Origin of the sequence: Streptomyces fildesensis, from assembly GCF_016107395.1 — a bacterium.
GTDB classification, from domain to species: Bacteria; Actinomycetota; Actinomycetes; order Streptomycetales; family Streptomycetaceae; genus Actinacidiphila; species Actinacidiphila fildesensis.
The window spans coordinates 1-25,155 of sequence record NZ_JAAIKO010000013.1; the positions used below are offsets into that span (position 1 = coordinate 1).

Annotated in this window: 24 protein-coding genes and 1 rRNA gene; 12 read left to right on the forward strand and 13 right to left on the reverse strand. The window is 69.5% G+C overall.

Features of this window, described 5'->3' with window-relative positions:
* Nucleotides 1-109: 109 nt before the first annotated feature.
* Nucleotides 110-226, forward strand: a 5S ribosomal RNA gene (gene rrf / locus C6N31_RS19410).
* 89 nt (nt 227-315) lie between these two features.
* Entirely contained in the window at nt 316-825 is a 510-nt protein-coding gene (locus C6N31_RS19415) for a GNAT family N-acetyltransferase (RefSeq protein ID WP_138358447.1), read from the forward strand.
* A 24-nt stretch (nt 826-849) separates the two neighbouring features.
* Here C6N31_RS19415 and C6N31_RS19420 read toward each other — a convergent pair whose 3' ends face one another.
* Nucleotides 850-1,854 (reverse strand): hydroxyacid dehydrogenase, encoded by a 1,005-nt coding sequence (locus tag C6N31_RS19420; protein WP_232485408.1) that lies wholly within the window; start codon nt 1,852-1,854, stop codon nt 850-852.
* Between the two features lie 309 nt (nt 1,855-2,163).
* Here C6N31_RS19420 and C6N31_RS19425 point away from each other — a divergent pair, with 309 nt between their 5' ends.
* The 4 genes from C6N31_RS19425 (at nt 2,164) to C6N31_RS19440 (ending at nt 6,836) form a co-directional block, all read left to right on the forward strand.
* On the forward strand, nt 2,164-3,018 hold the full coding sequence (locus C6N31_RS19425; RefSeq protein ID WP_138358495.1) for an ABC transporter permease: 855 nt from the start codon (nt 2,164-2,166) through the stop codon (nt 3,016-3,018).
* A complete protein-coding gene (locus tag C6N31_RS19430) occupies nt 3,015-3,902 on the forward strand; it encodes a carbohydrate ABC transporter permease (RefSeq protein WP_138358449.1) in 888 nt (295 codons plus the stop codon). Before C6N31_RS19425 ends, C6N31_RS19430 begins: the two co-directional genes overlap by 4 nt.
* A gap of 61 nt (nt 3,903-3,963) precedes the next feature.
* On the forward strand, nt 3,964-5,619 hold the full coding sequence (locus tag C6N31_RS19435; RefSeq protein WP_138358451.1) for an extracellular solute-binding protein: 1,656 nt from the start codon (nt 3,964-3,966) through the stop codon (nt 5,617-5,619).
* 134 nt (nt 5,620-5,753) lie between these two features.
* A complete protein-coding gene (locus C6N31_RS19440) occupies nt 5,754-6,836 on the forward strand; it encodes a LacI family DNA-binding transcriptional regulator (RefSeq protein WP_138358453.1) in 1,083 nt (360 codons plus the stop codon).
* A gap of 53 nt (nt 6,837-6,889) precedes the next feature.
* On the opposite strand, the gene C6N31_RS19445 is transcribed toward C6N31_RS19440, so the two are convergent.
* The 6 genes from C6N31_RS19445 to C6N31_RS19470 all read right to left on the reverse strand — a co-directional run bounded on the left by C6N31_RS19445 (nt 6,890) and on the right by C6N31_RS19470 (nt 14,156).
* On the reverse strand, nt 6,890-8,647 hold the full coding sequence (locus C6N31_RS19445) for a type IV secretory system conjugative DNA transfer family protein (protein ID WP_138358455.1): 1,758 nt from the start codon (nt 8,645-8,647) through the stop codon (nt 6,890-6,892).
* A 1-nt stretch (nt 8,648) separates the two neighbouring features.
* The gene (locus C6N31_RS19450; RefSeq protein WP_164295100.1) at nt 8,649-10,052 is read right to left on the reverse strand and encodes an ATP-binding protein; all 1,404 of its coding nucleotides are present in this window, start codon (nt 10,050-10,052) and stop codon (nt 8,649-8,651) included.
* A 19-nt stretch (nt 10,053-10,071) separates the two neighbouring features.
* On the reverse strand, nt 10,072-11,616 hold the full coding sequence (locus C6N31_RS19455; protein ID WP_138358457.1) for an SCO6880 family protein: 1,545 nt from the start codon (nt 11,614-11,616) through the stop codon (nt 10,072-10,074).
* Nucleotides 11,613-12,953 (reverse strand): hypothetical protein, encoded by a 1,341-nt coding sequence (locus tag C6N31_RS19460; RefSeq protein ID WP_138358459.1) that lies wholly within the window; start codon nt 12,951-12,953, stop codon nt 11,613-11,615. Before C6N31_RS19460 ends, C6N31_RS19455 begins: the two co-directional genes overlap by 4 nt.
* Nucleotides 12,943-13,767 carry a hypothetical protein gene (locus C6N31_RS19465; protein WP_138358461.1) on the reverse strand — a complete coding sequence of 275 codons (825 nt, stop codon included), beginning with the start codon at nt 13,765-13,767 and terminating at the stop codon, nt 12,943-12,945. The genes C6N31_RS19460 and C6N31_RS19465 overlap by 11 nt, the downstream gene beginning before the upstream one ends.
* Nucleotides 13,768-13,847: 80 nt before the next feature.
* Nucleotides 13,848-14,156: a DUF8827 family protein gene (locus C6N31_RS19470; protein WP_138358463.1), complete on the reverse strand. Its 309-nt coding sequence runs from the start codon at nt 14,154-14,156 to the stop codon at nt 13,848-13,850.
* A 321-nt stretch (nt 14,157-14,477) separates the two neighbouring features.
* On the opposite strand from C6N31_RS19470, the gene C6N31_RS19475 reads away from it, so the two are divergent.
* Entirely contained in the window at nt 14,478-15,485 is a 1,008-nt protein-coding gene (locus C6N31_RS19475) for a C40 family peptidase (RefSeq protein ID WP_138358465.1), read from the forward strand.
* Nucleotides 15,486-15,671: 186 nt separating this feature from the next.
* Nucleotides 15,672-16,346: a phosphatase PAP2 family protein gene (locus tag C6N31_RS19480; protein ID WP_138358467.1), complete on the forward strand. Its 675-nt coding sequence runs from the start codon at nt 15,672-15,674 to the stop codon at nt 16,344-16,346.
* Between the two features lie 62 nt (nt 16,347-16,408).
* On the opposite strand, the gene C6N31_RS19485 is transcribed toward C6N31_RS19480, so the two are convergent.
* Nucleotides 16,409-17,959 carry an FAD-binding oxidoreductase gene (locus tag C6N31_RS19485; RefSeq protein WP_138358469.1) on the reverse strand — a complete coding sequence of 517 codons (1,551 nt, stop codon included), beginning with the start codon at nt 17,957-17,959 and terminating at the stop codon, nt 16,409-16,411.
* A gap of 171 nt (nt 17,960-18,130) precedes the next feature.
* The gene (locus C6N31_RS19490) at nt 18,131-18,292 is read right to left on the reverse strand and encodes a hypothetical protein (protein ID WP_198357918.1); all 162 of its coding nucleotides are present in this window, start codon (nt 18,290-18,292) and stop codon (nt 18,131-18,133) included.
* 194 nt (nt 18,293-18,486) lie between these two features.
* Here C6N31_RS19490 and C6N31_RS19495 point away from each other — a divergent pair, with 194 nt between their 5' ends.
* A complete protein-coding gene (locus C6N31_RS19495; protein ID WP_138358471.1) occupies nt 18,487-19,362 on the forward strand; it encodes an SCO4651 family lipoprotein in 876 nt (291 codons plus the stop codon).
* A 133-nt stretch (nt 19,363-19,495) separates the two neighbouring features.
* Entirely contained in the window at nt 19,496-19,696 is a 201-nt protein-coding gene (locus C6N31_RS19500) for a hypothetical protein (protein WP_138358473.1), read from the forward strand.
* Between the two features lie 163 nt (nt 19,697-19,859).
* Here C6N31_RS19500 and C6N31_RS19505 read toward each other — a convergent pair whose 3' ends face one another.
* A complete protein-coding gene (locus C6N31_RS19505; protein ID WP_138358475.1) occupies nt 19,860-20,222 on the reverse strand; it encodes a metal-sensitive transcriptional regulator in 363 nt (120 codons plus the stop codon).
* 217 nt (nt 20,223-20,439) lie between these two features.
* On the opposite strand from C6N31_RS19505, the gene C6N31_RS19510 reads away from it, so the two are divergent.
* Together C6N31_RS19510 and C6N31_RS19515 are read left to right on the forward strand one after the other, a co-directional pair.
* Complete coding sequence (locus tag C6N31_RS19510) at nt 20,440-21,060, forward strand: DUF47 domain-containing protein (RefSeq protein ID WP_138358477.1); 621 nt, start codon at nt 20,440-20,442, stop codon at nt 21,058-21,060.
* A 6-nt stretch (nt 21,061-21,066) separates the two neighbouring features.
* Nucleotides 21,067-22,059: an inorganic phosphate transporter gene (locus C6N31_RS19515; protein ID WP_138358479.1), complete on the forward strand. Its 993-nt coding sequence runs from the start codon at nt 21,067-21,069 to the stop codon at nt 22,057-22,059.
* A gap of 157 nt (nt 22,060-22,216) precedes the next feature.
* Here the strand turns inward: C6N31_RS19515 and pstB are convergent, their stop codons facing one another.
* The 3 genes from pstB to pstC are packed head-to-tail and all read right to left on the reverse strand — an operon-like array spanning nt 22,217 to nt 25,081.
* On the reverse strand, nt 22,217-22,993 hold the full coding sequence (gene pstB, locus C6N31_RS19520; RefSeq protein ID WP_138358481.1) for a phosphate ABC transporter ATP-binding protein PstB: 777 nt from the start codon (nt 22,991-22,993) through the stop codon (nt 22,217-22,219).
* A 37-nt stretch (nt 22,994-23,030) separates the two neighbouring features.
* Nucleotides 23,031-24,104 carry a phosphate ABC transporter permease PstA gene (pstA, locus tag C6N31_RS19525; RefSeq protein WP_138358483.1) on the reverse strand — a complete coding sequence of 358 codons (1,074 nt, stop codon included), beginning with the start codon at nt 24,102-24,104 and terminating at the stop codon, nt 23,031-23,033.
* Nucleotides 24,101-25,081: a phosphate ABC transporter permease subunit PstC gene (gene pstC / locus C6N31_RS19530; protein ID WP_138358485.1), complete on the reverse strand. Its 981-nt coding sequence runs from the start codon at nt 25,079-25,081 to the stop codon at nt 24,101-24,103. Before pstC ends, pstA begins: the two co-directional genes overlap by 4 nt.
* Nucleotides 25,082-25,155: the final 74 nt, after the last annotated feature.

A 25,155-nucleotide genomic window follows, 5' to 3' on the forward strand; every position in this document is an offset into this window, starting at 1 on the left:
ACTGGTACTAATAGGCCGAGGGCTTGTCTAACTATTTTTGCTTCGCGTCCACTGTGTAGTTCTGAAGTAACGAACCGTGATAATACCCGGTTGGTTAACTTCATAGTGTTTCGGTGGTCATAGCGTTAGGGAAACGCCCGGTTACATTCCGAACCCGGAAGCTAAGCCTTTCAGCGCCGATGGTACTGCAGGGGGGACCCTGTGGGAGAGTAGGACGCCGCCGAACAATCATTGGCCTCAGGCCCGGGATCTCTGATCCCGGGCCTGAGGTTTTTTGCGTTGCGATGCTGCCCGGACGGCTGACACGATCGCCCTATGGGATACGAGATACGTGCCACCCAGCCGCACGAGTGGCAGCAGCGGAGGCAGCTGAGGCTGGCCGCGCTTCTGGATCCGGCGAGCAGCGTGGCCTTCGTCAACACCTACGAGACGGAAGCGGCCTTCCCCGAGGAGACGTGGCAGCGCAGAGGGACCACCCCCGGGTTCGTGGCCGTCAACGAGGCCGGCGAATGGGTGGGTTCCGCAACCGTGCTGGTGGAGGTCGGAGCGGCGTTCCCGGTCCCGCAGACCCATATCGTCGGCGTCTACATGGCGCCGGAGGGCCGCGGCAACGGGCTGTCCGAGCGGATGCTGCGGGCCGCGATCGACTGGTCCTGGGAACTGCCCGAGAAGATCGGCCGGGTCCGGCTGTGGGTGCACGAGGACAACGCGCGGGCGCAGGCGTTCTACGCGCGGCTGGGGTTCACGAGGACCGGCGAGACGATGGCGTTCCCGCTCGACGAGTCGCAGACCGAGTACGAGATGGAGCTCCCCCGCCCTTCCTGAGCACGAGCCCACGCAACCGCGGGGCTACGCGATGCGCTCCAGGTCGGCCGCGCTGACCTCGCCCAACAGACGCTCGCCCCGGGTCCAGCGCCGTACTTCGTCGACGGCGTAGGCGCCGAGGCGGCGGACCTCGCTGCCCTGGCAGCCGGCGATGTGCGGCGTGACCAGGACGTTGGGGAGGCCGAACAGCGGGTGGCCGTGAGGGAGTGGCTCCGGTTCCGAGACGTCGAGGTAGGCCTCCAGGCGGCCGGTGGAGCATGCGCGGACCAGGGCGTCGGTGTCGATGAGCCGGCCGCGGGCGGTGTTGATGAGTGCGGCGCCGTCGCGGAGCAGGGCCAGCCGCCGGGCGTCGAGCAGATGGTGCGTCTCGGGCAGATCCGGGGCATGGACGGTGACGACGTCGGAGGACCGGCACAGGTCGTCCAACTCCACGAGCTGGACGCCGAGTTCGGCGGCCGTCTGCGCCGATACATACGGGTCGGCGAGGAGCACGCGGTAGCCGGCGCTCGCGGTCGTGAGGCGGTCGATGACGCCTCGGCCGATACGGGAAGCCCCGATGACGCCGATGGTCGCCCCGTCGCCCCCCTGACGTTCGCCGAAGCCCGGCAGGTCGCCGCGGGCGTACTGGGTTGCGGTGCCCAGGGTGCGGCGGGCGGCCAGCACGATGGTGGCCAGAGCGAACTCGATGACCGGGCCCGCGTTGGCGTCGGCCGCGGAGGAGACGGAGATTCCGCGCTGCCAGACGGCCGGGTGCACATGGTCCTTGACGGTGCCGGCGGCGTGGATGACGGCGCCCAGCCGGGGGGTCGCGGCGAGGGTGTCCGGGCCGATGAGGGGGCAGCCCCAGCCGGTGATGAGCAGGTCCGCGGCGCGGAGTGCCGTGCGGGCCGCGAGGGTGTCGAAGCCGCTGGTGATGACGTCGGGATGGAGTCGTACGCAGCTCTCGAGCCGGGCCCGCAGATCGGCGGGGAGTACCGCGTCGACCACGTCCGCGCGCATGGCCAGGACTGCGGTCGGTCGGTCCGGCATGACAACCCCCACGATGTAAACGGTTACTTGATGTTGATCGGAGGCTAGAACGGCCAGCCCCTCAGGTCAAGAACAACACTGGTTGAAGGTCTTGACCCTGCGTAGTAACCGGTTTAGTTTCCTCCCACCTTGACCGTCAGGGAGGACGCGATGGCGATAGCCAATCGGGGCGCCACCGACCGCAGTCATGCGGTCGTAGCGCCCTTCGAGGAGCAGGAACGGGAGGGGTGGGCGGCCGAGCCGGGTGGGCCGCCCCGCCGGGACTCGCGGTGGAAGCGGTTTCGCAAGGACCGGGTCCTGCTGCTGCTGATGCTGCCGGGACTGGCGTACTTCCTGCTGTTCCACTACGGCGCGATGGCCGGCAACGTCATCGCGTTCAAGGACTACGTGCCGTTCGACGGGCTGTGGGCCAGCCAGTGGATCGGGCCGGAGAACTTCCAGCGGATGGTCGAGGACACCGACTTCTGGGCGGCCGTTGTCAACACCCTGTGGATAGCGCTGCTGCAGCTGGCGTTCTACTTCCCCGTCCCGCTCGCGCTCGCCATGCTCCTGCACAGCCTGACGAGGGACAGCGTCCGGCGTTTCGTCCAGAGCGTCGCGTATCTCCCGCACTTCCTGTCCTGGGTGATCGTCGTCGCGCTCTTCCAGCAACTGCTGGGCGACACCGGCCTGCTGAACAGCGCGCTCGGCGACGCCGGGCTGCACAGCGTCGACATCATCGGGAACCCCGATGCCTTCAAACCGCTGGTCGTGGCGCAGGTGATCTGGAAGGACGCCGGCTGGGGGACGATCATCTTCCTCGCCGCGCTCGCCCAGGTCGACGAGCAGCAGTACGAGGCGGCCGCGATCGACGGCGCCGGACCGTGGCGGCGCTTCTGGCACGTCACGCTGCCCGCCGTGCGGCCCATTGTCGTGCTGCTGCTGATCATGCGGCTCGGCGACGTGCTGTCCGTCGGCTTCGAGCAGATGCTGCTGCAGCGCCCGGCCGTGGGGCCGGAGGCGGCGGAGATCATCGACACCTTCGTCTACTACAAGGGCATCATCGGCGGCGACTTCGGGTTCGCCGCCGCCGCGGGGCTGTTCAAGGGCCTGGTCGGTGCCGCGCTGGTCTACACGGCGAACAAGATCGCCCATCGCCTCGGGGAGCAGGGGGTGTACCGATGAGCGCTGTCCGACCCAGCTGGATGGAGAAGCCGCGGCCGGTCACGCGGGCGGCGAAGGCCGTGGCGCTGACGGCGGTCGTGGCGCTGGTCCTCGTCCCGTTCCTGATCATCGTCTCGACCAGTCTGGCCTCCCACCAGGAGGTCGTGGACAACGGCGGCTGGGTGCTGTGGCCGCAGCACCCGACCCTGCGCGCCTACCACCAGATCTTCGACGGCGGGATCGTCGGCCATGCGCTGATGGTGAGCGCCGGGGTGACGATCGTCGGTACGGCTGTGAGCCTCGCGTGCACCATCGGACTGGCCTACGCGCTGAGCCGCCCCGGGGTCTTCGGCGGCCGCCCGGTGCTGCTGCTGATCCTCTTCACGTTTCTCTTCCCGCCCGGCATGATCCCCGGCTTCCTGCTGGTCAAGGGGCTGGGCATGCTGGACAGCTACTCCTCGCTGGTCGCTCCCGTGCTGATCAACGTCTTCAATCTGATCGTGCTGCGCGGCTTCTTCCAGTCGGTGCCCGAGGAACTGTACGAGGCGGCCCGGCTCGACGGGGCGGGGGACTGGACGGTGCTACGGAAGATCGTCCTTCCGCTCTCCAAAGCGGCACTGGCCGTCGTCGGGCTCTTCTACGCGGTCTCCTACTGGAACGCCTGGTTCTACGCCTCGATCTATCTCAACTCCGACCACTGGCCGCTGCAGCAGGTGCTGCGGACGTATGTGATCAACGGCGCGCAGATCGCCGACACCGGGGTGAGCGAGGCGGGCATGGTGTCGGCGCCGCAGACGATCCAGATGGCGGTGCTCGTCGTGGCCACGGTGCCGATCCTCGTCGTCTACCCCTTCCTGCAGAAGTACTTCACCAAGGGCGTGCTCACCGGCGCCATCAAGAGCTGAGCTCCCCGCCCACCTTCGCGAGTCCTCCGTTGCGAGTCTTCCTTCCGAAAGGACACCTCCGTTGAGTTCCTCGTCGTACTCGCGGCGTACCCTGCTGCGCTCGATCGCCGCCGGTGGCGCCGCCCTCGCGGTCCCGTCCGTCCTCACCGCCTGTTCGTCCTCCGCGGGCGGGCACGACGTCTCCAACGCCGGCAAGAAGCTGGCCGCCTGGCCGACGCATCTGCCCTTCCAGGGGCCGGTGCCTGACCTGCCGGGTTCGGCGAACGGTGTGCAGGCCGGCTTCACCTCCTACCCGAAGAACCTGGTGCGGGCGGTGGCCGCCAAGCCGGGTGACGGCAGCACGATCAAGGTGCTGACGATCACGTACGGGACGCCGCCCAAGGCGGCCGCGCAGAATAAGTTCTGGACGGCCGTCAACGAGGCGCTGGGCGTGAAGATCGAGTACACGGTCGTCCCGGACTCGGACTACCCCAACAAGATGGCGACGCTGATGGCCGGCGACGACCTGCCGGACATCATCAACATCGGCGGCGGGTACGTGCTGCCGCGCGAGGCCGAGTTCGTGCAGTCCAAGTGCGCCGACCTGTCGGAGTTGCTGTCGGGCGACGCCGTCAAGCAGTACCCGAACCTGGCGAACATCCCCAGGTACGCCTGGCAGGACATGGGCCGTATCGGCGGCCGGATCTTCGGGGTGCCGGTGGAGCGCTCCAAGCCCGGCAACCAGCTGTGGATCAACCGGAACCTGTTCGCCGGGGCCGGGATGAAGGACGGCTGGACCGCGGACGACTTCCTGGCCGTGTCGAAGGCCGCGACCAAGGGCAGGACGTACGCGCTGGGTGCCTCGCAGCAGGGCGTGTTCGGGCTCAACCTGCACGCGATGGCGTTCGGTGCGCCCTACGAGTGGAAGGTGGAGGGCGGCACGTTCACCGACGCGTACGCCACCTCCGAATTCCGGGCGGCCATCGAGTACATGGCGAAGCTGCGGTCGGCCGGGGTGTTCGAGCCGAACGCCTCGGCGACCTCGCAGGTGGATCTCAAGACGCAGTTCTACAACGGCACCGTCGGCTCGATGACGGACGGTTTCGGCGCGCTGATCAGCAACGTCCAGGGCATCAAGGGGAAGTTCGACCTGGACGTCGCGCTGCCGTACGACGCGAGCGGCTCGGGCGGTGCGAAGCCGGCGATCCAGCAGGCGCGCAACATCTTCGGCTACACCGTGCTGAAGAAGGCGTCGAACGACCGGATCAAGCTCATGCTGCGGGTGCTGGACTATCTCGCCTCGCCGTTCGGCAGCAAGGAGTACGAGCTGCTGCACTTCGGCATCGAGGGCACCCACTTCAGCCGCGGTGCCGACGGGTCGCCCAAGCTGAACGACCTGGGGCTGCTGGAGGGCAACACCAACCTGCCGTTCAAGTACCTGTGCGACGCGCCGCAGGTGCTCTTCATCCCCGGCCGGCCGGAGGCGGTCCGGATCAACCACGCGTGGCAGGTCAAGGCCATGCCGATGATGGTCCGCAATCCGCGCTTCGGACTGCAGTCGGCGACGCTGAGCCGGGTCGGCGCCACTATCGACCAGTATCTGAAGGACAGCGTGATGAGCATCGTGGCCGGACGGAAGCCGATCGGCGAATGGGACGCGGCGGTCAAGAAGATGCGCAACGACGGCCGCGCGAAGATGGCCGACGAGCTGGCCAAGGACTACGCCGCCAACACCTGAGCGGGCGCCTGAGCGGGCGGGGATCCGCTCTGCGGATCAGTGGGTGTGGAGGGCGCTGCCGCCGGGCGTGGCACGACTACGCTGGGTGGCAGCGTGGGGTGGGGCGCACGGAATCGGACGGCAGGCATGCGGGCATGACGGAAGCAGCATCACGGGCCGGCGGTCAGCGTCGGGTGACCATCCGGGACGTCGCCGAGCGGGCGGGCGTATCGGTCGCGACGGTCTCGCGGGTCCTGGCCGGGAACTATCCGACGTCCGCCGCGGCGCGCGCGAAGGTGCTGCGGGCGGTGAAGGACCTGGACTACGTCATCGACGCGCGGGCGCGGGCGCTGGCCGGGACCGGTCCGAAGACCGTCGCGGTGATCGTGCAGGCCGTCGACAGCCCGTTCTACGCCGAGGTCGCCCAGGGCGTCGAGCAGGAGGCCGCGGCCCGCGGCCGGCTGTGCCTGGTGTGCAGCCACGGCGGGGACATCGCGCGGGAGCTGGCGCTCGTGCAGATGATGCGCGAGCAGCGCGCCGAGGTGGTGGTGCTGGTCGGCGGCGCCGTCGAGGACGAACCGTACCGGGCCCGGCTGAACGAGTACGCGCACGCGCTGTCGGCGGCCGGGTCCCGGCTGGTGCTGTGCGGCCGCCCGGCGCCCACCCCGGACATGCCGGTGCTCGTCGTCGAGTACGACAACGAGGCGGGCGCCTATGCGATCACCAGCCATCTGCTGTCGGCCGGGCACCGGCGGATCCTGTTCCTCGGCGGGATCCCGGGCCACAGCACCTTCGAGCCGCGCCTCTCCGGGTACCGCCGGGCGCTCGCCGACCACGGTCTGGACCCGGAGCCGGCGCAGGTCTCCGGATCGGGCATGGGGCGGGACAACGCCTATGCGGCGGTCCGGTCCATGATCGCGGTGTCGGGCGGCAGACCGGAGTTCACGGCGGTCTTCGCGGGCGACGACCTGGTCGCGGCGGGTGCGATGTCCGCGCTGCGCGACGCCGGACTGCGGACTCCCGAGGACGTGTCGGTCGTCGGCTACAACAACGAGCATTTCGCGCAGGACCTCAACCCGCCCCTGACGACCGTGCACATCCCCTCGTACGAGCTGGGGCGCGAGGCGGTCAGGATCGCGCTGTCCGAGGACGTGTCGGGCGGGCCGGCGCAGCGCCGCCATCTGCTGGGCACGCACATCGTGGTGCGCGATTCGGTGGGACGGGCGCCGCGGGGCTGATGGTCCTGCCGGCCCATCAGGAACGGTGACGGCAGGAACGGTGACGGTTCGGGTTAGCCGAGCCGGACGGCGTCCGGGATCTCGTCGGCGATCGCGCCGACCGGATCGCCCAACGACAGGCGCACGTCCGCCTGTTGCCAGAGCGCCGTCCGCCAGCGGTCCCTGGCCTGTTCCGGCGAACGGAACACCGCGAGCACCGGAAGCCCGTCGGCCTGTCCGGTGGCCAGCAGCGCGGGCAGCTCCGGGATCGGAGCAAGCGCCGCGATGTCGTCGAGGACCAGCGTGATTGGTGGGTCGAGCCGACCGGCAGATGACCTCGCAGCCATGGACCGGCCGTGCTCGACCACGCTCGATACGAGTGCGGTCAGCAGTGGCATCGCACCCGGGCGGGCTCGTGGATCCTCGATCGCTTCACCCACCACGTAGAGCGTTCCCCTCTCGGAGACGAACGACTCCCAATCGGGTGCACCGGCTCGACCGGGATTGCAGGCGTCCCTGATATGGATGGAGTTGAGGCACTCCAGCCCCCGGTGTATCAGCGCTTGCGCGGCATCCCGGCGCTCGGGGTGGGCGTGGAGTATCGACTCCAACTCGCCGCTCCAGCCGGGAGCGGCCGTTCGCGCCGTACGCAGGATCCGTACCGCCTCGCCGCCCGCGGCGCCGCCCGCCGCCCAGCGGTGCACCTGACGGAACGGCAGTCCGTCGACGGCCGCCGCGTGCAGCCAGCAGCGCAGCAGCGTCTCCGCCGCCGCGAACGTGAGGGAGTCCAGGCTGCTGGTGGGCCGCAGCGGTGCGAGGAGTGCGGCGGCGCGGGTCGCCGCCTTCGGCGCGTCCTCGCAGCCGGTGTGCGGGGCCCAACGGAGGCGGCCCGGAAGGTCGATCAGATGCGCCGGATCGTAGACGGTGACCGGGCCCAGCTTGCTGCGGTTGCCGACGGTCCTGCGGTACGTCTCGGCGTCGGCGGTCGTGACGATCACCGCGCCGGCGGCGTTCAGGATCGCGGGCTCCACGGCCCGCTTGGCCTTGTCGCCGCGCGGGGCCGCGAACAGGGCGTACGTACGGGTCAGTTCACCGCTGGCGAGCGGGTCGGCCGCGGGCGGGGCGAGCGGCGGTATCCCGTGTCCCGTGGGGACGGCGGCGTTCTGCTGGCCGGGAGCGCCCTGGCCGCCCGGTACCGGGGCGAACTCCGGCTGGACGGGGGTGCCGTGGCCCTGCGGCGGCGCGGGGGCGGTGACCGGGGGCTGCGCCTCGTAGGCCGTGGGTACGGCGGGCGTCGGCTCCGGCCGCCGCTCGGGTTCGGGCTCCGGCTGACGTTCCCGCTCGCGGTCGGACTCGCGGTCGGGCTCACGTCGCCGGGGGCGGGGTACGGCGCCGATGTCCTCGGACTGTTCTCCTCCGGCGGTGTCCTGGGCGGCTTTCGCCGCCGCGCGGGCCTCGCGGCGGTTGGCGCGCACCACGCGGTACCGGGTGAGGACACCGATCAGGAAGACCGTCAGGACGAAGAGAACCATCAACTGGCCGATGAAGATGCCCCAGAAGAGCCCGGAGCCGGGGAGCTCGGGCGGCGGGGACTCCGGCCAGGCGCCGGGGATGTCGTGCGGGTCGCCGATGAGGTGGCGCATGGCCAGCGGGGTGCGGGTGAAGTGCACCGCGGTGGGCCACTGGCCGTGGGCGAACAGCCCCGCGATGCCGGTGGCCGTCCAGACCATGATGGTCATGCCCAGCAGAAAGCCGAGGATCCCGAGGATCAGCCCGTCGGGGACACCGCCCTCGGCCCGCCGCTCGGCGGTCCCGCGTCGCTCCGCCGCCACGTCAGGCCACCGCGTCGTCGGCCAACTGCTTCGCGAGCGAGACCTCCGCGGCCGCGGCCGCGTCGGCCACCGCCTCCGCCTCGACCTGGGCCGTGTGGTCGACGGACGACTGGGTCATCGCGCTGTCCGTGAAGACCAGCGGGCGTTCGGACTCGGTGATCAGGTGCTTGACGACCTGGACGTTGCCGTTGACGTCCCAGACCGCGATACCCGGGGTGAGCGTCGGGATGATCTCCACCGCCCACCGGGGCAGGCCGAGGACCAAACCCGTCGCGCGAGCCTCGTCGGCCTTCTGGGCATAGATCGTCCGCGTCGAAGCCATCTTCAGGATGGCGGCGGCCTCCTTGGCCGCTGCGCCGTCCACGACGTCCGACAGGTGGTGGACGACGGCGACGAAGGACAGGCCGAGGCGGCGGCCGAACTTCAACAGCCGCTGGAAGAGCTGGGCCACGAAAGGGCTGTTGATGATGTGCCAGGCCTCTTCGACCAGGAAGACGCGCTTGACCCGGTCGGGCCGGATCCAGGTGTGCTCCAGCCACACGCCGACGATGGCCATCAGGATGGGCATGGCGATCGAGTTGCGGTCGATGTGGGAGAGGTCGAAGACGATCAGTGGCGCGTCCAGGTCGATGCCGTTGGTCGTCGGGCCGTCGAACATGCCGCGCAGGTCACCGTCGACCAGCCGGTCCAGCACGAGGGCCACGTCCAGGCCCCATGCCCGGACGTCGTCGACATCGACGTTCATCGCCTCGGCGGAGTCCGGCATGGGATGTCGGAGCCGCTCGACGATGTCGGTGAGGATCGGCTGCCGCTCGGTGGTGGTCTCCGTGACATACGCGTGGGCGACCTTGAGGGCGAAGCCGGACCGCTCGTCCAGGGCGCGCCCCATCGCGACCTCGATGATCGTGCGGAGCAGCGCGAGCTGCCCGGTCGCGGCGATCGCCGGGTCCAGCGGGTTGAGCTTGATGCCGCCGTTGAGGGCGGCCATCGGGTCCAGGCGGATAGGAGTTATTCCGAGCGCCTTCGCGATCAGGTTCCATTCGCCGACGCCGTCCTCGCCCTGGGCGTCGAGCACGACGACCTGGCGGTCGCGGAAGCGCAGCTGGCGCAGCACGTACGTCTTCTCCAGCGCGGACTTGCCGTTGCCGGACTCACCGAGCACCAGCCAGTGCGGGGCGGGCAGCTGCTGGCCGTAGAGCTGGAACGGGTCGTAGATGTAGCCCTTGCCGGAGTACACCTCGCGGCCGATGATCACGCCGGAGTCGCCGAGGCCGGGGGCCGCGGTGGGCAGGTACACGGCCTGCGCCTGTCCGGTGGAGGTGCGGACGGGCAGCCGCGTCGACTCCACCTTCCCGAACAGGAAGCCGGTGAACGCGTCGGTGAGCGCGGCGAGGGGGTCCAGCATGGGCATGATGGGCCTCCTGTTAGCGGCGGATTCCGGTCGCGAACGGCAGCGTGTTCACGAACGCACGGTGGTGCTCGCGGTCGCACCACTCCAGTTTCAGATACGACTTACCCGCTGAGGCGCGGATCGTGCGCTTGTCACGCGCAAGGGCTTCGGGCGAGCGGGAGGAAACGGTGATGTAGCCGACGAGGTTCACTCCGGCGGCCCCGCTGGCGAGGTCCTCGCCGCGCTGGTCGACGCGGCCGTGGTGGGCGACGTCGCGCGGGTCGATCACCCGGTTCATCTTGGCGGCGCGGCTGGCGTCCGCGTCGTCGTTCGTCTTCTCGGTCAGCATCCGCTCGATGGCGACATCGGTCGGCTCCAGGTCCATGCAGACCGCGACCGTGCGGATCACGTCCGGGGTGTGGACGAGCAGCGGGGCGAGGAAGTTGACGCCGACGGGCGTCATCGGCCATTCCTTCACCCAGGCCGTGGAGTGGTGCCAGGGCGCGCGGGTGGACGATTCGCGGGTCTTGGCCTGCAGATACGTCGGCTCCGTCGCATCCAGCTCGGCCGGCCAGGCGTTGCGCCGGGTCATCGCCTGGATGTGGTCGATGGGGTGGTCCGGGTCGTACATCGAGTGGACGAGGGACGACAGCCGGGCCTGGCCGAGCGGCTGGCGGACCCGGATGTCCGCCTCGGCGAGCCGGGCGCAGATGTCGGTGAGCTCACGGGCCATGACGGCGGCGAGCCCCGCGTCCTTGTCGACCTCGGAGCGGCGGGTGACGGTCGCGCGGGCCAGCGCGTGGCCCTCGGCGGCCAGCTCGCGGGTGAAGTGCATACAGGCGACGAGATAGGCCCGGTGCTGCTCGGAGGAGGTCGACACCATCGACTGCAGCTGCTCGTAGGAGTCCTTGAGCCAGGACTCGGCCTGTGGGTCACCGCGCAGCGAGACGTCCTTCGCGTGCGCGTCCGGGTCGGCGGGCAGCGTACGGGCCAGCATCTGGAGGCGGGTGACGTAGCCGTCGCCGTTCGCCACGTGCTTGAGCAGCGTGCCGAACCGTTCCACCAGGGCTTCCTGGTCCTCGCTGTCGCGCAGCCCGACGCCGGGGCCCTCGATCTCGATCGCGGCGGTCACGGTCCTGCGGTCGATGTGCAGCAGTACGGCGATCTCGTCGGGGCCGAACGGCGCCGACAGCCAGTTGATCCGGCCGATGCCGGGCGGCGGCCCGACCTCGACCTCACGCCCGTCGAGCCCGATACCGGCCTCGGAGACCGCGGACCGGTAGGCGGGGGAGCGGCGCAGCGTACGGCGGTAGGTGCGGTTGATCTCGAACCAGCGGTAGAACGTCCGCCGCCGGTACGGCATGTAGACGGCGGCGAACGCCAGCAGCGGCCACCCGACGAGGGTGAGGATGCGCAACGGGAGTATCGGGACCAGCAGGCCGCACATCATGCCCAGGAACGCGCCGACGACGATCAGCGCGATCTCCCCGGTCTCCCGGTTCTTGCCGACGATCGCGTTCGGGCGGGCCTTGCCGATCAGATATGTGCGGCGCGGCTGGGTGAAGGGCTGGGACGTCACCGGCGATCACCTCCGTGCTTGTTTCCGTTGCCGTTGCTGTTGTTCCCGCGGTCCGGTGTGGTGCGGGGCGCGGGCGCCGCCGGGACACCGTTCGAACCTCCGCCACCGCCTCCGCCGCCGCTCGGGCCGGGGTTGCCGTTGCGGCTGCCGTGGGCGGCCACGCCGCCGGACACCGGGTTGGACGGCTGGCCGCCCCCACTGGTTGCCTGCTCCTGCGGACCACCGCGCGCGCTGTGCGTCTTGATGCCCTGCTTCACCAGCGCGGCGGGCGAGGAGATCACGGCCGCGGCCTGGGCGCCGCCGGCTTCCTTGCGGTTGTTCTTCAGGCTCACGACGTCATCGCCGAAGCCCGGCACGAAGCGGTAGATCATGAAGCTCGCGAAGATCGCCAGCAGGATGATCGCCAGTCCCGAGACGACGGCGGAGAACGAGTTCGGCCCGTCGGACGCGCTCAGCGCCCCCGCCAGGCCCAGCACGATCACGATCACCGGTTTGACGAGGATGACCGCGATCATGATGCCCGCCCAGCGGCGGACATGGCCCCACATGTTCTTGTCGACCAGCCCGGAGTACACCGCGGTGCCGAGCAGCGCGCCGACGTAGAGCAGCGCGGCCCTGATCACCAGCTCCAGCCACAGCACGCCGGCGGCCAGCACCGACACCATGGACACGACGATCAGCATGATCGGGCCGCCGCCGATGTCCTGGCCCTTGGCGAGGGCGGCGGAGAAGTTGCCGAAGAACGTGTTGGTGTTCGACGACGTGCCGGCCGCGATCACATCCGTCACGGCGTCCGTCGCCGACACCACCGTGTAGAGCACCAGCGGCGTGAACGCCGAGGCCAGCACCGTCAGCCACAGGAACCCCACGGCCTCCGTCAACGCTTCCGTCAGCGGCACACCGCGCACGGCCCGCTTGGCGACGGCCAGCAGCCAGAGGACGAGCGTGAGGATCGTGGAGGCGGCGAACACGACGGCGTACTGGCGCAGGAAGGTGGTGTTGGTGAAGTCCACCTGTGTGGTGGACGTGATCGCCTTGGAGAGCTTGGTGATCACCCAGGAGGCGGCGTCGGCACAGCCCTTCGCGAGGGCGCTGAGGGGGTCGAGGGTGTCGGGGAGGGGGTTGGAGGGGCCGCCTCCGCCGCCTTTGCCCTTCTCGCAGTACTCCTTGGCGGGACCCGAGATGAGCGCGCAGGGGTCGCTGCTCGCCGTGGGGGCCGGCGTCGGAGTAGGGGTCGGGGCCGCGGCGGCGCGGGTCGCCAGGAGAACGGCGGCGGTCTGGATGCCCGCCACGACTCCTGTGAGCGAAAGGGCACGTAGACGTCGGCTACCGCGCATACGTGAACCCTCCGAAACCCTTGACCGCGTCCGCGATCTCGCCAGCACCGGACACCGGATTGTCGCCGCTCACTGGGGTCGGGCCCTTCTTCTGTCCGGTATCGAGGACCTTCCAGTCCGAACCGTTCCACTTCAGCGTGAAAGTGACGGTGAACCAGTTGTTCGTCACCGGTTTGGTCGAGGCGTTGCCCGCCAGGCCGAACATGCCGGCGCACCATACCGAGACGTTCGCCGTGTCACCGTCGAACTTGTCGATCTTCGTGCCGGCCGGGATGGTGCGGTCGACGAAGGTCAGACCGGCCGGGGCGGCACCGTCGGCGCTCAGCCCGATGCCGGCCAGGAAGGCCTTCGAATAGTTGGTGTCGAAGCCTGCCTGCATCGTGCCGACCGTGCTCCTGTCCGCGATCGCGTCGATGATCGCGTGGCGGCGGTCCGTGTTGAACATCCCGTCACCCCCCAGCGCCACCGCGTAGTTCGCCGCCGCGGACTGTGCCCCCTGCTCCGACTTCGCGAAGCCCGCCGCGATCCCCGCGTTGTTGCCCGTGACCGGTTTGTCGCCGGTCGGGGCGGTGGGGTTGGCGTTGGTGCCCTTGGTGCCGCCGGAGGACGCGCCGTCGGAGGCGGTGTTGCCACCGCCCCGGTTGGCGAGGACGATCACGGCGACGAGGAGGACGACGACGCCGAGGACCGTCACCAGGGCGCGGCTCGGCTTGGTGCGGCGTGGCGCGGCGCCGTGCCCGCCGTGCCCTTCGGGCATGCGGGTGCGCGTCGGTGGGCCGTCCTGGCCGGTATCGCTGCTGGGGTGAGTGGGCATCAGCACGCAGCCTCAGGTGGGGGAGGGGGCCTGGGACGGGCTCCCGGGGACATGGGACAGGCTGGCTCTGGGCTACACGACTACACGGCCATGCCGTAGACGATGGTGAACAGCGTGCCGAGGGATCCGATGATGAACACGCCGGTCAGGCCGGCGATGATCAGGCCCTTGCCCTGTTCGGCGCTGAAGGTGTCGCGGAGGGCTGTCGCGCCGATCCGCTGTTTGGCCGCGCCCCAGATCGCGATGGCGAGGCAGAGCAGGATCGCTACCGCCATGACCACTTCGATCATCACGCGTGCTTCGTTCCCGAGGGACCCGAAGGGCCCCCAGTTGGGGGCGATGCCACCGATAATGGTGTTGATGTCGCCCTTTGTGGCTGCCAAGAACATATGGAACTCACCACCCCGCTCGGTCAGTTGGAGCCCTCGCCGGGGCGCAAGGGTCCAGGGTCTATCTTGGCCGATGTGTCAACCGGTTCTTGTCGACTCGGCGACTTTCTCGACGGATCCCCCGTGTGATCCGGACCGCAGCGTCCAGAATGTTGCACGGACCGGTGTTCGATGGGACGTAGACGACTACTCTGTGTATCACGAGCGTCACCGTAGGGCAACGATTGGAACGAAGGCGCGGACGAATGCTGCGGAAAGTCTGGCGCACCGTCACCATCGGTGCCCCGCAGCCCGTGCATCACTCCTGAGAGGGCATGGCTGATGGCGAAGAAGGTCTGGCTCACCGTCACTCTCGGCTTCGGGCTGTGCCTTTCGTTCATGGCGCTGCTGGTGATCGGAACGTTCTCGGCCGCCGCCGGGCTGGCCGGCGGGAGCGGCGGGTCGGTCACGCTCGCCAAGGGTTCGGTGCCCGCGATGTACCAGTCGATCGTGCAGAAGTGGGGCAACCTCTGCCCGGAGATCAATCCGGCGCTGCTGGCCGCACAGCTGTACCAGGAGAGCGGCTGGAACCCGCGGGCGCAGAGCGCCGCCGCCGCGCAAGGTATCGCGCAGTTCATCCCGGGTACCTGGGCGTCCCACGGAGTGGACGGGAACGGGGACGGGAAGCGGGATGTGTGGGACCCGCAGGACGCGATCCCGTCGGCCGCCTCGTACGACTGCGAGCTGGCCAAGTACGTGAAGGACGTGCCGGGGGACCACAGCGACAACATGCTCGCGGCGTACAACGCGGGTGCGTACGCGGTGATCCACGCGGGCGGGATCCCGCCGTACCGCGAGACGCAGAACTACGTGAAGACGATCAGGACGCTGGAGAAGAGCTTCGCCGCGCCCGTGGGCCGCGTGGCGCCGTCCCAGCAGGCCGCGGCGGCGATCTACTACGCGCAGGGCAAGCTCGGCACGCCGTATCTGTGGGGCGGCAACGGGACGGCCGACCAGGGCGGGCGGTTCGACTGTTCCGGGCTGACGAAGGCGGCCTACGAATCGGTCGGCATCGAACTGCCGCGGGTGGCCAACGACCAGTGGAACGCGGGGCCGCACCCGAAGCGGGACGAACTGCTGCCCGGCGATCTGGTCTTCTTCGCCACCGACCTCAACGACCCCCGGTCGATCCACCACGTCGGACTGTACGTCGGGGGTGGGTACATGATTAACGCCCCGTACACCGGCGCGGTCATTCGCTTCGACAAGATCGACACGCCGGACTTCATCGGCGGGACCCGCGTGACGAAGGACGGAGCGCAGGCGCTGCCGACTACGGGCGCTGCGTGAGGCTTTGGCCTGGGGATGCGCTTTCCGATCTCTCTTGGATAACTTCCTGGTGATCATCCGGTAGAGACCGGAACGCTACGTACCGTGTCCGCCGTTGCACAGGGACAATGGCGCGAAGAAACGGCGTTCATGGCCTGGAGGCCAGCAGCGGGGCCGGAGTATGGACCAGGTAAGGGGCACCACCACATGGCAGAGCACGCAACCGACGGCTCGAACCCTGACGTGGGCCTGCTGCGCGACATCAACGGCCTTGCCAAGGACTCCCCGCACTGGGTCGACCGCTCCGTGGAGTTCATCGGCGAGTACGGGCTGATCGTGCTCATGCTGCTGCTGGCCGGCTGGTGCTGGTGGCGGGTCGCGCGGCGCAGCGAGCAGGCGCCCGCCGCGGTCGCCGGGGTGGTGTGGTCCGGCCTCGCCGCCGGCATCGCGCTGCTGCTGAACATCCCGGTGCGCGGTCTCGTGGAGCGGCCCCGGCCCTTCGTGGACCATGAGGGGCTCGACGTCCTGATCAAGGGGAAGTCCGACTTCTCGTTCGTGAGCGATCACGCGACGCTCACGATGGCCATGGCTGTCGGGCTGTTCATGGTCAGCCGCAAGGTGGGTGTCGTCGCCATACTGATCGCGCTCGCCGAGGGTTTCTGCCGGGTCTTCATGGGCGTGCACTACCCGACCGACGTGATCGGCGGCTTCGCCCTCGGTACCGCCACGGCGCTGCTGCTCGCACCGCTCGCGATGGCGCTGCTGACGCCCGTCACGGCGGCGATGGGCCGGTCCCGGATGCGCGGGCTCGTCCGGTCCCCGGCGCGGCGGGGTGGGGCGTACCCGATGCCCACCGCGTACGACAAGGACCTGGCGGCCTGAGCCCGCCGGCCGCCTGAGCCCGCCGGCACCGGGGCCCGCCGGCACCGGGGCCCGCAGCGGGCCTACACGGCCTGCGGGTAGTCGAAGAGCCGGTCCGGGTCGTACTTCTTCTTCACCTCCGTCAGACGGGCCGCGGCGCTGCCGTAGTAGGCCTGGCGCCAGTCCTTCAGGGCCGGGTCGGCGTAGTTCTGGTAGGCGGCGCCCGAGGCGTAGCGGCGCATCGCCCCGTACAGCGTGTCCAGCCAGCTCGTCCGGCTGAGGGCGTCCGAGGCGATGTATTGCGCCAGGAAACGGGAACGGCGGTGCACGAACGCTGTCGCGCCGGGGTCGACCCGGTTGACCGCGCCGCCCAGGGCGGTCAGCGCCACGCTGCCGGCGCCGCCGCCGGAGAGCGAGCCGAGCCGCTCGACCTGGCCGAGCAGGGCCTGGATGCCCGCGGGCGACAGCGAGTGGTCGTAGAAGTCCGAACGGGCGGTGTACGTCTCGCGCTGCAGCCGGCCCTTGGGCGGCAGATGGCACTCGGCGGTGGTCAGGCCCGAGCAGCCGGCGTACGAGAACATCGCCTCCATGTAGGAGCGCGGGTGCGTCGAGAAGGAGGGTGATCCGCCTCCCGCGGTCCCGGCGAGCCGGTCGACGGCGTTGGCCAGATCGCTCCGCGAGCCGGTCGACAGGGTGGCGAGCGAGACCGTCGGAGAGCCGCCCGCCGGCCCCTCCAGGTGGAGCGCCGACCAGATGTGGTCCGGCTGGTCGGGTCCCCACTCCTGCCAGGCCCGGACGACGGCCGCCGCCCGGCTCCACGGCCAGGTGGCGTACCCCGTCACGACGGACGGCGCGGGGTGGGTCGCGAAGCGGAGCTCGGTGACGACCCCGAAGTTGCCGCAGCCCGCGCCGCGCAGCGCCCAGAAGAGGTCGGAGTTCGTGGTCGCGTCGCAGTCCAACTGCTTGCCGTCGGCGGTGATGATGGTGGCGCCCGTGAGGCTGTCGCAGGTCAGACCGTACGAGCGGCTGAGTACGCCATGGCCGCCGCCGAGGGTGAGACCGGAAACGCCGACCGAGGGGCAGGAGCCTGCGGGGACGGTCCTGCCGTGCTCGCCGAGGCGGGAGTACACATCGATGAGTTTCGCGCCGGCGCCGACGGTGGCGGTTGTTCCGCCGGTGCTGATCGCGTTGAGCCGGGACACGTCCAGGACGAGGTGGTCCTGGCCGCCGCCGGACCAGCCGCCGTACGAATGGCCGCCGCTCCTTACCGACAGCCGGACCGACCGGGAACGGCGTGCGAAGTCCAGGCACTCGCGGATGTCGTCCGGGCCCGAGGCGTAGGCGATGGCGGCGGGGCGCAGCCCGTCGAAGCGGGTGTTGTAGAGCCGGCGGGACGCGTCGTACGCGCTGTCGTCCGGGCGGATCAGCGCGCCGCCCAGGCCCTTGGCCAGGGCCGGCCAGTCCGGCGGTGAACCGGGGGTGGTGGAGGTGCCGGTCCCGCTCGGGGTGGTGGGGGCCGGGGTGCCGGAAGGACCCGGCGGCTTCGCGTCGGCGCTGTCGCCCGTGCTGCAGCCGGCCAGCCACGTCGACGCGGCGACGCCGTATCCGGCGCGGAGCGCATCTCGTCGGTTCACGGCCGCAGCCTCCTGCCCGGGGCCCGCCGTCGGCGGGCGACTGCTCACCCTCCTACCCGCCGCATGCGGTACGCAAGGGGCAGCAGGTGCCGGAAACGCCGCGAGTGGTGCGGGGCCGGGGAGTTCAGGTCGGGAAGATCGGGAAGATCGGGCCGGGGGACGCCGGGGGCGTCAGCCGCCGGTGTGCGCCTCGGCGTCCCGGCGGGCGCGGTCGCGGGCGCGGCGGGCGGGGCCTTTCCAACCGCAGGAACAGCGGGCGCTGGCGAAGGAGCCCCGGTCGGTGACCGTCGTGTGGTGGGTTCCGGACGGGGCGGCGGCGGACTGGATGAGCACACAACCACGGTACGGGACGGGGGAGCGGTCGTGGAGGGGTTGCTTCCCTGCGCTCGCGGCCGGTGGCCGCTCCCCGCGCGCTCCCGTGCGACCGGGGCGTCACCCGCGGTTCGCGGCGGGCGCCGTTACGGGGGCGGGCGGCCCGTCGTTAGTCGGGCGAGGCCGGTGGCGGGATTCCCAGGGGGTAGCGGGCGATGGTGATGCAGCGCAGGCGGATGGTGACGGCCGCCGCCGCGGCGGGGTTCGTGTGCGGGGTGACGGTGCTGACCGGCTGTGCCGGGGACGGCGCGGCGGCCGACGGACCGGGCGCGGACTCCGGCGAATCCGTGCGCCGGTCGGCCGACGCCCTGATCCGGGCCGGGAGTTCGAAGGTCAGCACGTCGATGGAGATGGCGAGCGGCGGGACCCGGGTGGTGATCACCGGGTCCGGCGGGTTCGACTACGGCAAGGGCCAGGGTGAGCTGCGGGTCACCCTCCCCAAGGACGCCGCCGGGGCCGAGGAGCACCGCCCGGTCACCGAGCTGATGACGCCGGGTTCGCTGTACATGAAGGACCGCGGCGCCGGCGTGCCCGTCGACAAGTGGGTGCGGGTGGACACCACGCAGCTGTCCGACGGCAACCTCGTGACCGGCGGTGCGACCGATCCGCTGGCGGCGGCCGAACTCCTGCGCGGGGCGCAGCAGGTGGAGCTGGTCGGCGACGAGATGTTCCACGGGGTGAAGGTGCGGCACTTCCGGGGAGTGACGGACATCGCCCGCGCGGCCCGCGGTGCCTCGCCGGCCACCCGGCAGCCGCTCGCGGCGGCGGCCAAGGGATTCTCCGTGACGCAGGTGCCGTTCGATGTGTACCTCGACGCGCAGGGGCGGCCGCGGAAGGTCAGCCAGCGCTTCACCTTCAGCGGGACGGCGGGTGCGGCGGGTACAGCGGGTGCGGCCAAGCCGTCCGCGCCGAGCGATGTGACGGTGACGTCGATCACGCTGTTCGACGCGTTCGGTACGCCGGTGACCGTCGTTCTGCCGAAACCGGCCGATATTTACAACGGGAAGATCGTTACTGCACCTCCGAAATGACGGTGGGCGAAATGGTCCTTCCGTGCCATGCGCGGACCGTGTGCGGGTGCCTACTCTGACCAGTGGCCGATGAAACCGGCCACTGCTCGAGGACGAGGAGGTGGTGCACGTGGCTTTGTCTCGCGAAACGCACATGTCTACGCATAACGGGTCGAGTCAGGACTTCGTGGCCCTCGCGGAGATCGAGCTGTGCGGCGAGCTGATGATCGCGGCTTCCGCCGCCGGTGAGGAGCGGTTGAGCTTCGCCCGGATCGACGAGGTGCTCGAAGTGGACCGGACGACGGAGCTTCAGTCGGTGCGGATCCCCGCACAGGCGGCCCGGCGCCCGAACTGAACCACCGAACGACCGCATCACCGAACGACCGCATCACCGAAGAACCGCAGCACTGAACAAGCTCAGTACCGCATGACCGCAGCACCGGACCACCGTGGAGATATTCGTCTCGGTCGCCGGCCGGGTCCGTGGGAACGCTACGGGCCCGGCTGCCGGCCGGGGCTCAGGTGCGCAGCAGCCGGGCTATGGCCGCGGTCGCTTCGGCGACCTTGTCGTCGATCTGCGGCCCGCCCTCGGCGGCGGCCGCGGCGACACAGTGCCGCAGGTGCTCCTCCAGCAGCTGGAGGGCGAACGACTGCAGGCCCTTGGTACTGGCCGAAACCTGTGTGAGGACATCGATGCAGTAGACGTCCTCCTCCACCATGCGCTGGAGCCCGCGGATCTGACCCTCGATCCGGCGGAGCCGCTTGAGGTGGGCGTCCTTGTGGTCGCTGTAGCCGTGCGGGCCGGGCGGGCTGTGCGGTGCCGAAGCGCTCGGCGCGGCCTCCGCGGTCTCGTCGGCCTGGTCGGTCTCGGTGGTCGTCATCCCGTTCTCCCTGCCCGAAAATACCCCTGGTGGGTATATCTTACCGATCGGTGCCTTATGGGGGCACCTCCCAGCGTTAGCTGGGGGAGTGGCCCCGGTGAGGGGCAGTCTGTCCGATGGGCGACACTGGGTGACGCCGGTTAGCCGTGGCCGGATGATGCGCCTAGCATCAACGAGACCTGACGAGACCGAATCCGATGCACCCCGAGGACCTCACGTGCGCTTTCGTCTGACCCCCAGGGAGACGAGCTTCTATGACATGTTCGCCGCATCCGCGGACAACATCGTCACAGGTTCGAAGCTCCTCATGGAACTGCTCGGGGCCGATTCGGCCACGCGTATCGAGATCGCCGAACGGATGCGGGCGGCGGAGCACGCGGGGGACGACGCGACCCACGCGATCTTCCACCAGCTGAACTCCTCCTTCATCACCCCGTTCGACCGTGAGGACATCTACAACCTCGCGTCGTGTCTCGACGACATCATGGATTACATGGAAGAGGCCGTCGACCTCGTCGTTCTCTACCAGGTGGACGAGCTGCCGAAGGGTGTCGAGCAGCAGATCGAGGTGCTGGCGCGGGCAGCGGTGCTGACCGCCGAGGCGATGCCGAACCTGCGGACGATGTCCAACCTCACCGAGTACTGGATCGAGATCAACCGCCTGGAGAACCAGGCGGACCAGGTCCACCGCAAGCTGCTCGCACACCTGTTCAACGGCAAGTACGACGCCATGGACGTGCTGAAGCTCAAGCAGATCGTGGACGTACTGGAAGAGGCCGCGGACGCGTTCGAGCATGTCGCGAACACCGTGGAGACCATCGCGGTCAAGGAGTCCTGACCTTCTGTGGACACCTTTGCACTGATCGTGACCATTGGCGTCGCGCTCGGATTCACGTACACGAACGGGTTCCACGACTCGGCGAACGCCATCGCCACGTCGGTGTCGACGCGCGCGCTGACGCCGAAGGCGGCGCTCGCCATGGCCGCCGTCATGAACCTGGCCGGTGCCTTCCTCGGCAGCGGCGTGGCCAAGACGGTCAGCAAGGGGCTCATCGAGACGCCGCAGGGGCGGTCCGGGATGGCCGTCCTGTTCGCGGCCCTGGTGGGCGCGATCGTATGGAACCTGGTCACCTGGTACTTCGGACTACCGTCGAGTTCCAGCCACGCGCTGTTCGGCGGGATGGTCGGCGCGGCCCTCGCGGGCGGCATCACCGTCATCTGGTCGGGTGTGGTCGAGAAGGTCGTCATCCCGATGTTCCTGTCGCCGGTGGTCGGCCTGGTGGTCGGCTATCTGGTGATGCTCGCCATCCTGTGGATGTTCCGTAAGTCCAACCCGCACAAGGCCAAGCGCGGTTTCCGGATCGCGCAGACGGTCTCGGCGGCGGCGATGGCGCTCGGCCACGGTCTGCAGGACGCGCAGAAGACGATGGGCGTCGTGGTGATGGCCCTGACCATCGCTGATGTGCAGAACGGCGACTCGATCCCGACCTGGGTGAAGTTCGCGTGCGCGGCGATGCTCTCGCTCGGCACCTACGCCGGCGGCTGGCGGATCATGCGGACGCTGGGGCGCCGCATCATCGAACTGGACCCGCCGCAGGGCTTCGCGGCCGAGACGACCGCCGCCTCGATCCTCTACACGACGTCGTACGTCTTCCAGGCCCCGGTCTCGACGACGCATGTGATCACCTCGGCGATCATGGGTGTCGGCGCGACGAAGCGGGTCAAGGCCGTGCGCTGGGGTGTCGCCAAGAACATCGTGGCCGGCTGGTTCATCACGATGCCGGCCGCGGCCGTCGTCGCCGCGGTCAGCTACTGGATCGTCGCACTGATCTTCTGAGCACTGGACTTCTGAGCACTGGTCTTCTGAGTACGGGTCTTCTGACCTGCACAACCCGGAACGGCAAAAGGAATGGGCCCGCCCCCCTCACGGGGGCGGGCCCTTCGCCTTGCGGTGGCACCGCCATGCAGCACCGCAGGACGGCTCAGGTACCGGCCTAGCCGAAGCGGCCGGAGATGTAGTCCTCCGTGGCCTGGACCGACGGGTTGGAGAAGATCCGCTCGGTGTCGTCCAGCTCGATGAGCTTGCCGGGCTGGCCGATGGCCGACAGGTTGAAGAAGGCCGTGCGGTCGGAGACGCGCGCCGCCTGCTGCATGTTGTGCGTCACGATCACGATCGTGAAGCGGGCCTTCAGCTCGCCGATCAGGTCCTCGATCGCGAGGGTGGAGATCGGGTCGAGCGCCGAGCAGGGCTCGTCCATCAGCAGGACCTGCGGTTCGACCGCGATGGCGCGGGCGATGCAGAGTCGCTGCTGCTGGCCGCCGGAGAGGCCGGAGCCGGGCTTGTTGAGCCGGTCCTTGACCTCGTTCCAGAGGTTGGCGCCCTTGAGGGACTTCTCGACGACGTTCTCCAGCTCGCTCTTGCGGCGCATGCCGTTGAGCTTGAGGCCGGCCGCCACGTTGTCGAAGATCGACATGGTGGGGAACGGGTTCGGGCGCTGGAAGACCATGCCGACGGTCCGGCGGACCGCGACCGGGTCGACGCCCGACGCGTAGAGGTTCTCGTCGTCCAGCATGACCTTGCCCTCGACGCGGCCACCGGGGGTGACCTCGTGCATCCGGTTCAAGGTCCGCAGGAAGGTGGACTTGCCGCAGCCGGACGGGCCGATGAAGGCCGTCACGGAACGGGGCTCGACGGTCATCGAGATGTCGTCGATCGCTTTGTGGTTGCTGTAGTAAGCGGAGAGGCCGCTTACGTCGATGCGCTTCGCCATGGTGGGGTCTCCATCAGAGGTCGCTGGGTTGGTCGCGTCAGCGACCGGTCTTGGGGGCCTTCCAGCGGGCGATGCCGCGAGCCACCACGTTCAGGATCATGACGAAGGCGATCAGCACCAGGGCCGCGGCCCAGGCTCGGTCGTACGACGCGTCGTTGCCGTTCTGGAACTGCTCGAACACGTAGTACGACAGGGAGGACTGACCACCCTCGAAGGGGTTGTTGTTGATGATCTGGCTGCCGAAGACCAGCAGCATGATCGGCGCGGTCTCGCCGGTGATGCGGGCGACGGCCAGCATGACGCCGGTCGTGATGCCGCCGATGGCCGTGGGCAGGACCACCTTGAGGATGGTGCGCCACTTCGGGACGCCCAGCGCGAGGGACGCCTCGCGCAGCTCGTTCGGAACGAGCTTGAGCATCTCCTCGGTCGAGCGGACCACGACCGGCAGCATCAGGATCGTCAGGGCCATCGAGCCGGCGAAGCCGGACGGGCCGTTGCCGAGCATCAGGACCCACACGGTCAGGATGAACAGACCGGCGACGATCGACGGGATGCCGGTCATGACGTCCACGAAGAACGTGACGGCCTTGGCGAGCTTGCCCTTGCCGTACTCGACCAGGTAGACCGCCGTCAGCAGACCGATCGGGGTGGCGATCAGCGTCGCGATGCCGACCTGCTCGATGGTACCGATGATCGCGTGGTAGATGCCGCCGCCGGGCTGGATCGTGATGACCCCGCCCATCGAGTGGCTCAGGAAGTCGCCGTTCAGGACCTTGAGGCCCTTGGAGATCGTCGTCGCGATCAGCGAGTACAGCGGCACGATGGCCACGATGAAGCAGGCCCAGACGATGCTGGTGACGACGCGGTCCTTGGCCTGCCGGCGGCCCTCGACGGCCGTGGTCACCGCGTAGGTGCCGGCCACGAAGAGCAGCAGCGCGATCATGCCCCACTGGATCCGGCTCTCCAGCCCGGCCGCGAGGCCGATGCCGATACCGAGCAGGATCGCGGCGGCGGCGATGGCGGCCGGTGCCCAGCGGGGCATCCGGCGCTGCGACAGCCGGCGGGTCGCCGGGACCGCGGCGGGCGCCTTGTCGGCGATGGTGTGGCTCATGCGTTGGCCCCCGAGTACTCCTTGCGGCGGGCGATGATCAGGCGGGCCGCGCCGTTCACCAGCAGCGTGATGACGAACAGGACGAGGCCGGAGGCGATCAGCGCGTCACGTCCGAACGGTGACGCCTCGCCGAACTTGGCGGCGATGTTCTGCGCGAAGGTCCCGCCGACCGGGTCGAGGAGCTTCGCGGACAGCACCGGGGAGGCCGACAGGACCGTGGCCACGGCCATCGTCTCGCCCAGTGCGCGGCCGAGGCCGAGCATCGAGGCGCTGATGATTCCGGAGCGGGCGAACGGCAGCACCGACATCCGGATGACTTCCCAGCGGGTCGCGCCGAGCGCGAGCGCCGCTTCCTCGTGCATCTTCGGCACCTGCCGGAAGACTTCACGGCTGACGTTGGTGATGATCGGCAGGATCATGATCGCCAGCAGGATGCCGACGGTGAAGAGCGAACGGGCCGCGCCCTCGGGGTCGGTCTTGTCGAAGACTCCGGTCCAGCCGAGGTACTCGTCGAGCCAGAGGTTCAGGCCCTTCAGGTGCGGCACGAGGTAGATCGCGCCCCACAGGCCGTAGATGATGCTCGGGATCGCGGCGAGCAGGTCGACGACGTAGGCGAGCGGGGTGGCCAGCCGGCGCGGCGCGTAGTGCGAGATGAACAGCGCGATGCCGACCGCGATCGGGACCGCGAGGGCCATCGCGATCACGGAGCTGACGATCGTGCCGTAGATCAGGACGCCGATGCCGAAGACCGGCGGGGTCGCGTTGGCGTCCCATTCGAAGCTGGTGAAGAAGTTCGCGTGGTCCTGGGAGATGGCGTGCGTCGCGCGGATCGTGAGGAAGACCGCGATCGAGGCCATGACGACCAGGAGGAAGATGCCGGACCCGCGGGCGAGACCGCTGAACACGCGGTCCCCGATGCGGGTGACAGAACCCCGGGAGGGGGGAGGCAGTGCGCTGTCCGTCGGTGTTATGTCCATGAGGTTCTCCGGTCTGGGTGGGGGATGGCTCCCCCGGCGGCGGTGCACCGGATGTGCGGCCGGCCCCGTGCGGT

What these genes read in the sequence shown, in the direction of transcription:
- C6N31_RS19415 (WP_138358447.1), top strand. Translation starts at nt 316, where the DNA reads ATGGGATACGAGATACGTGCCACCCAGCCGCACGAGTGGCAGCAGCGG.
- C6N31_RS19420 (WP_232485408.1), bottom strand. Translation starts at nt 1,854, where the DNA reads ATGCCGGACCGACCGACCGCAGTCCTGGCCATGCGCGCGGACGTGGTC.
- C6N31_RS19425 (WP_138358495.1), top strand. Translation starts at nt 2,164, where the DNA reads ATGCTGCCGGGACTGGCGTACTTCCTGCTGTTCCACTACGGCGCGATG.
- C6N31_RS19430 (WP_138358449.1), top strand. Translation starts at nt 3,015, where the DNA reads ATGAGCGCTGTCCGACCCAGCTGGATGGAGAAGCCGCGGCCGGTCACG.
- C6N31_RS19440 (WP_138358453.1), top strand. Translation starts at nt 5,754, where the DNA reads ATGACGGAAGCAGCATCACGGGCCGGCGGTCAGCGTCGGGTGACCATC.
- C6N31_RS19450 (WP_164295100.1), bottom strand. Translation starts at nt 10,052, where the DNA reads ATGCTGGACCCCCTCGCCGCGCTCACCGACGCGTTCACCGGCTTCCTG.
- C6N31_RS19460 (WP_138358459.1), bottom strand. Translation starts at nt 12,953, where the DNA reads ATGCGCGGTAGCCGACGTCTACGTGCCCTTTCGCTCACAGGAGTCGTG.
- C6N31_RS19465 (WP_138358461.1), bottom strand. Translation starts at nt 13,767, where the DNA reads ATGCCCACTCACCCCAGCAGCGATACCGGCCAGGACGGCCCACCGACG.
- C6N31_RS19470 (WP_138358463.1), bottom strand. Translation starts at nt 14,156, where the DNA reads ATGTTCTTGGCAGCCACAAAGGGCGACATCAACACCATTATCGGTGGC.
- C6N31_RS19475 (WP_138358465.1), top strand. Translation starts at nt 14,478, where the DNA reads ATGGCGAAGAAGGTCTGGCTCACCGTCACTCTCGGCTTCGGGCTGTGC.
- C6N31_RS19480 (WP_138358467.1), top strand. Translation starts at nt 15,672, where the DNA reads ATGGCAGAGCACGCAACCGACGGCTCGAACCCTGACGTGGGCCTGCTG.
- C6N31_RS19495 (WP_138358471.1), top strand. Translation starts at nt 18,487, where the DNA reads ATGGTGATGCAGCGCAGGCGGATGGTGACGGCCGCCGCCGCGGCGGGG.
- C6N31_RS19500 (WP_138358473.1), top strand. Translation starts at nt 19,496, where the DNA reads ATGTCTACGCATAACGGGTCGAGTCAGGACTTCGTGGCCCTCGCGGAG.
- C6N31_RS19505 (WP_138358475.1), bottom strand. Translation starts at nt 20,222, where the DNA reads ATGACGACCACCGAGACCGACCAGGCCGACGAGACCGCGGAGGCCGCG.
- pstB (WP_138358481.1), bottom strand. Translation starts at nt 22,993, where the DNA reads ATGGCGAAGCGCATCGACGTAAGCGGCCTCTCCGCTTACTACAGCAAC.
- pstA (WP_138358483.1), bottom strand. Translation starts at nt 24,104, where the DNA reads ATGAGCCACACCATCGCCGACAAGGCGCCCGCCGCGGTCCCGGCGACC.
- pstC (WP_138358485.1), bottom strand. Translation starts at nt 25,081, where the DNA reads ATGGACATAACACCGACGGACAGCGCACTGCCTCCCCCCTCCCGGGGT.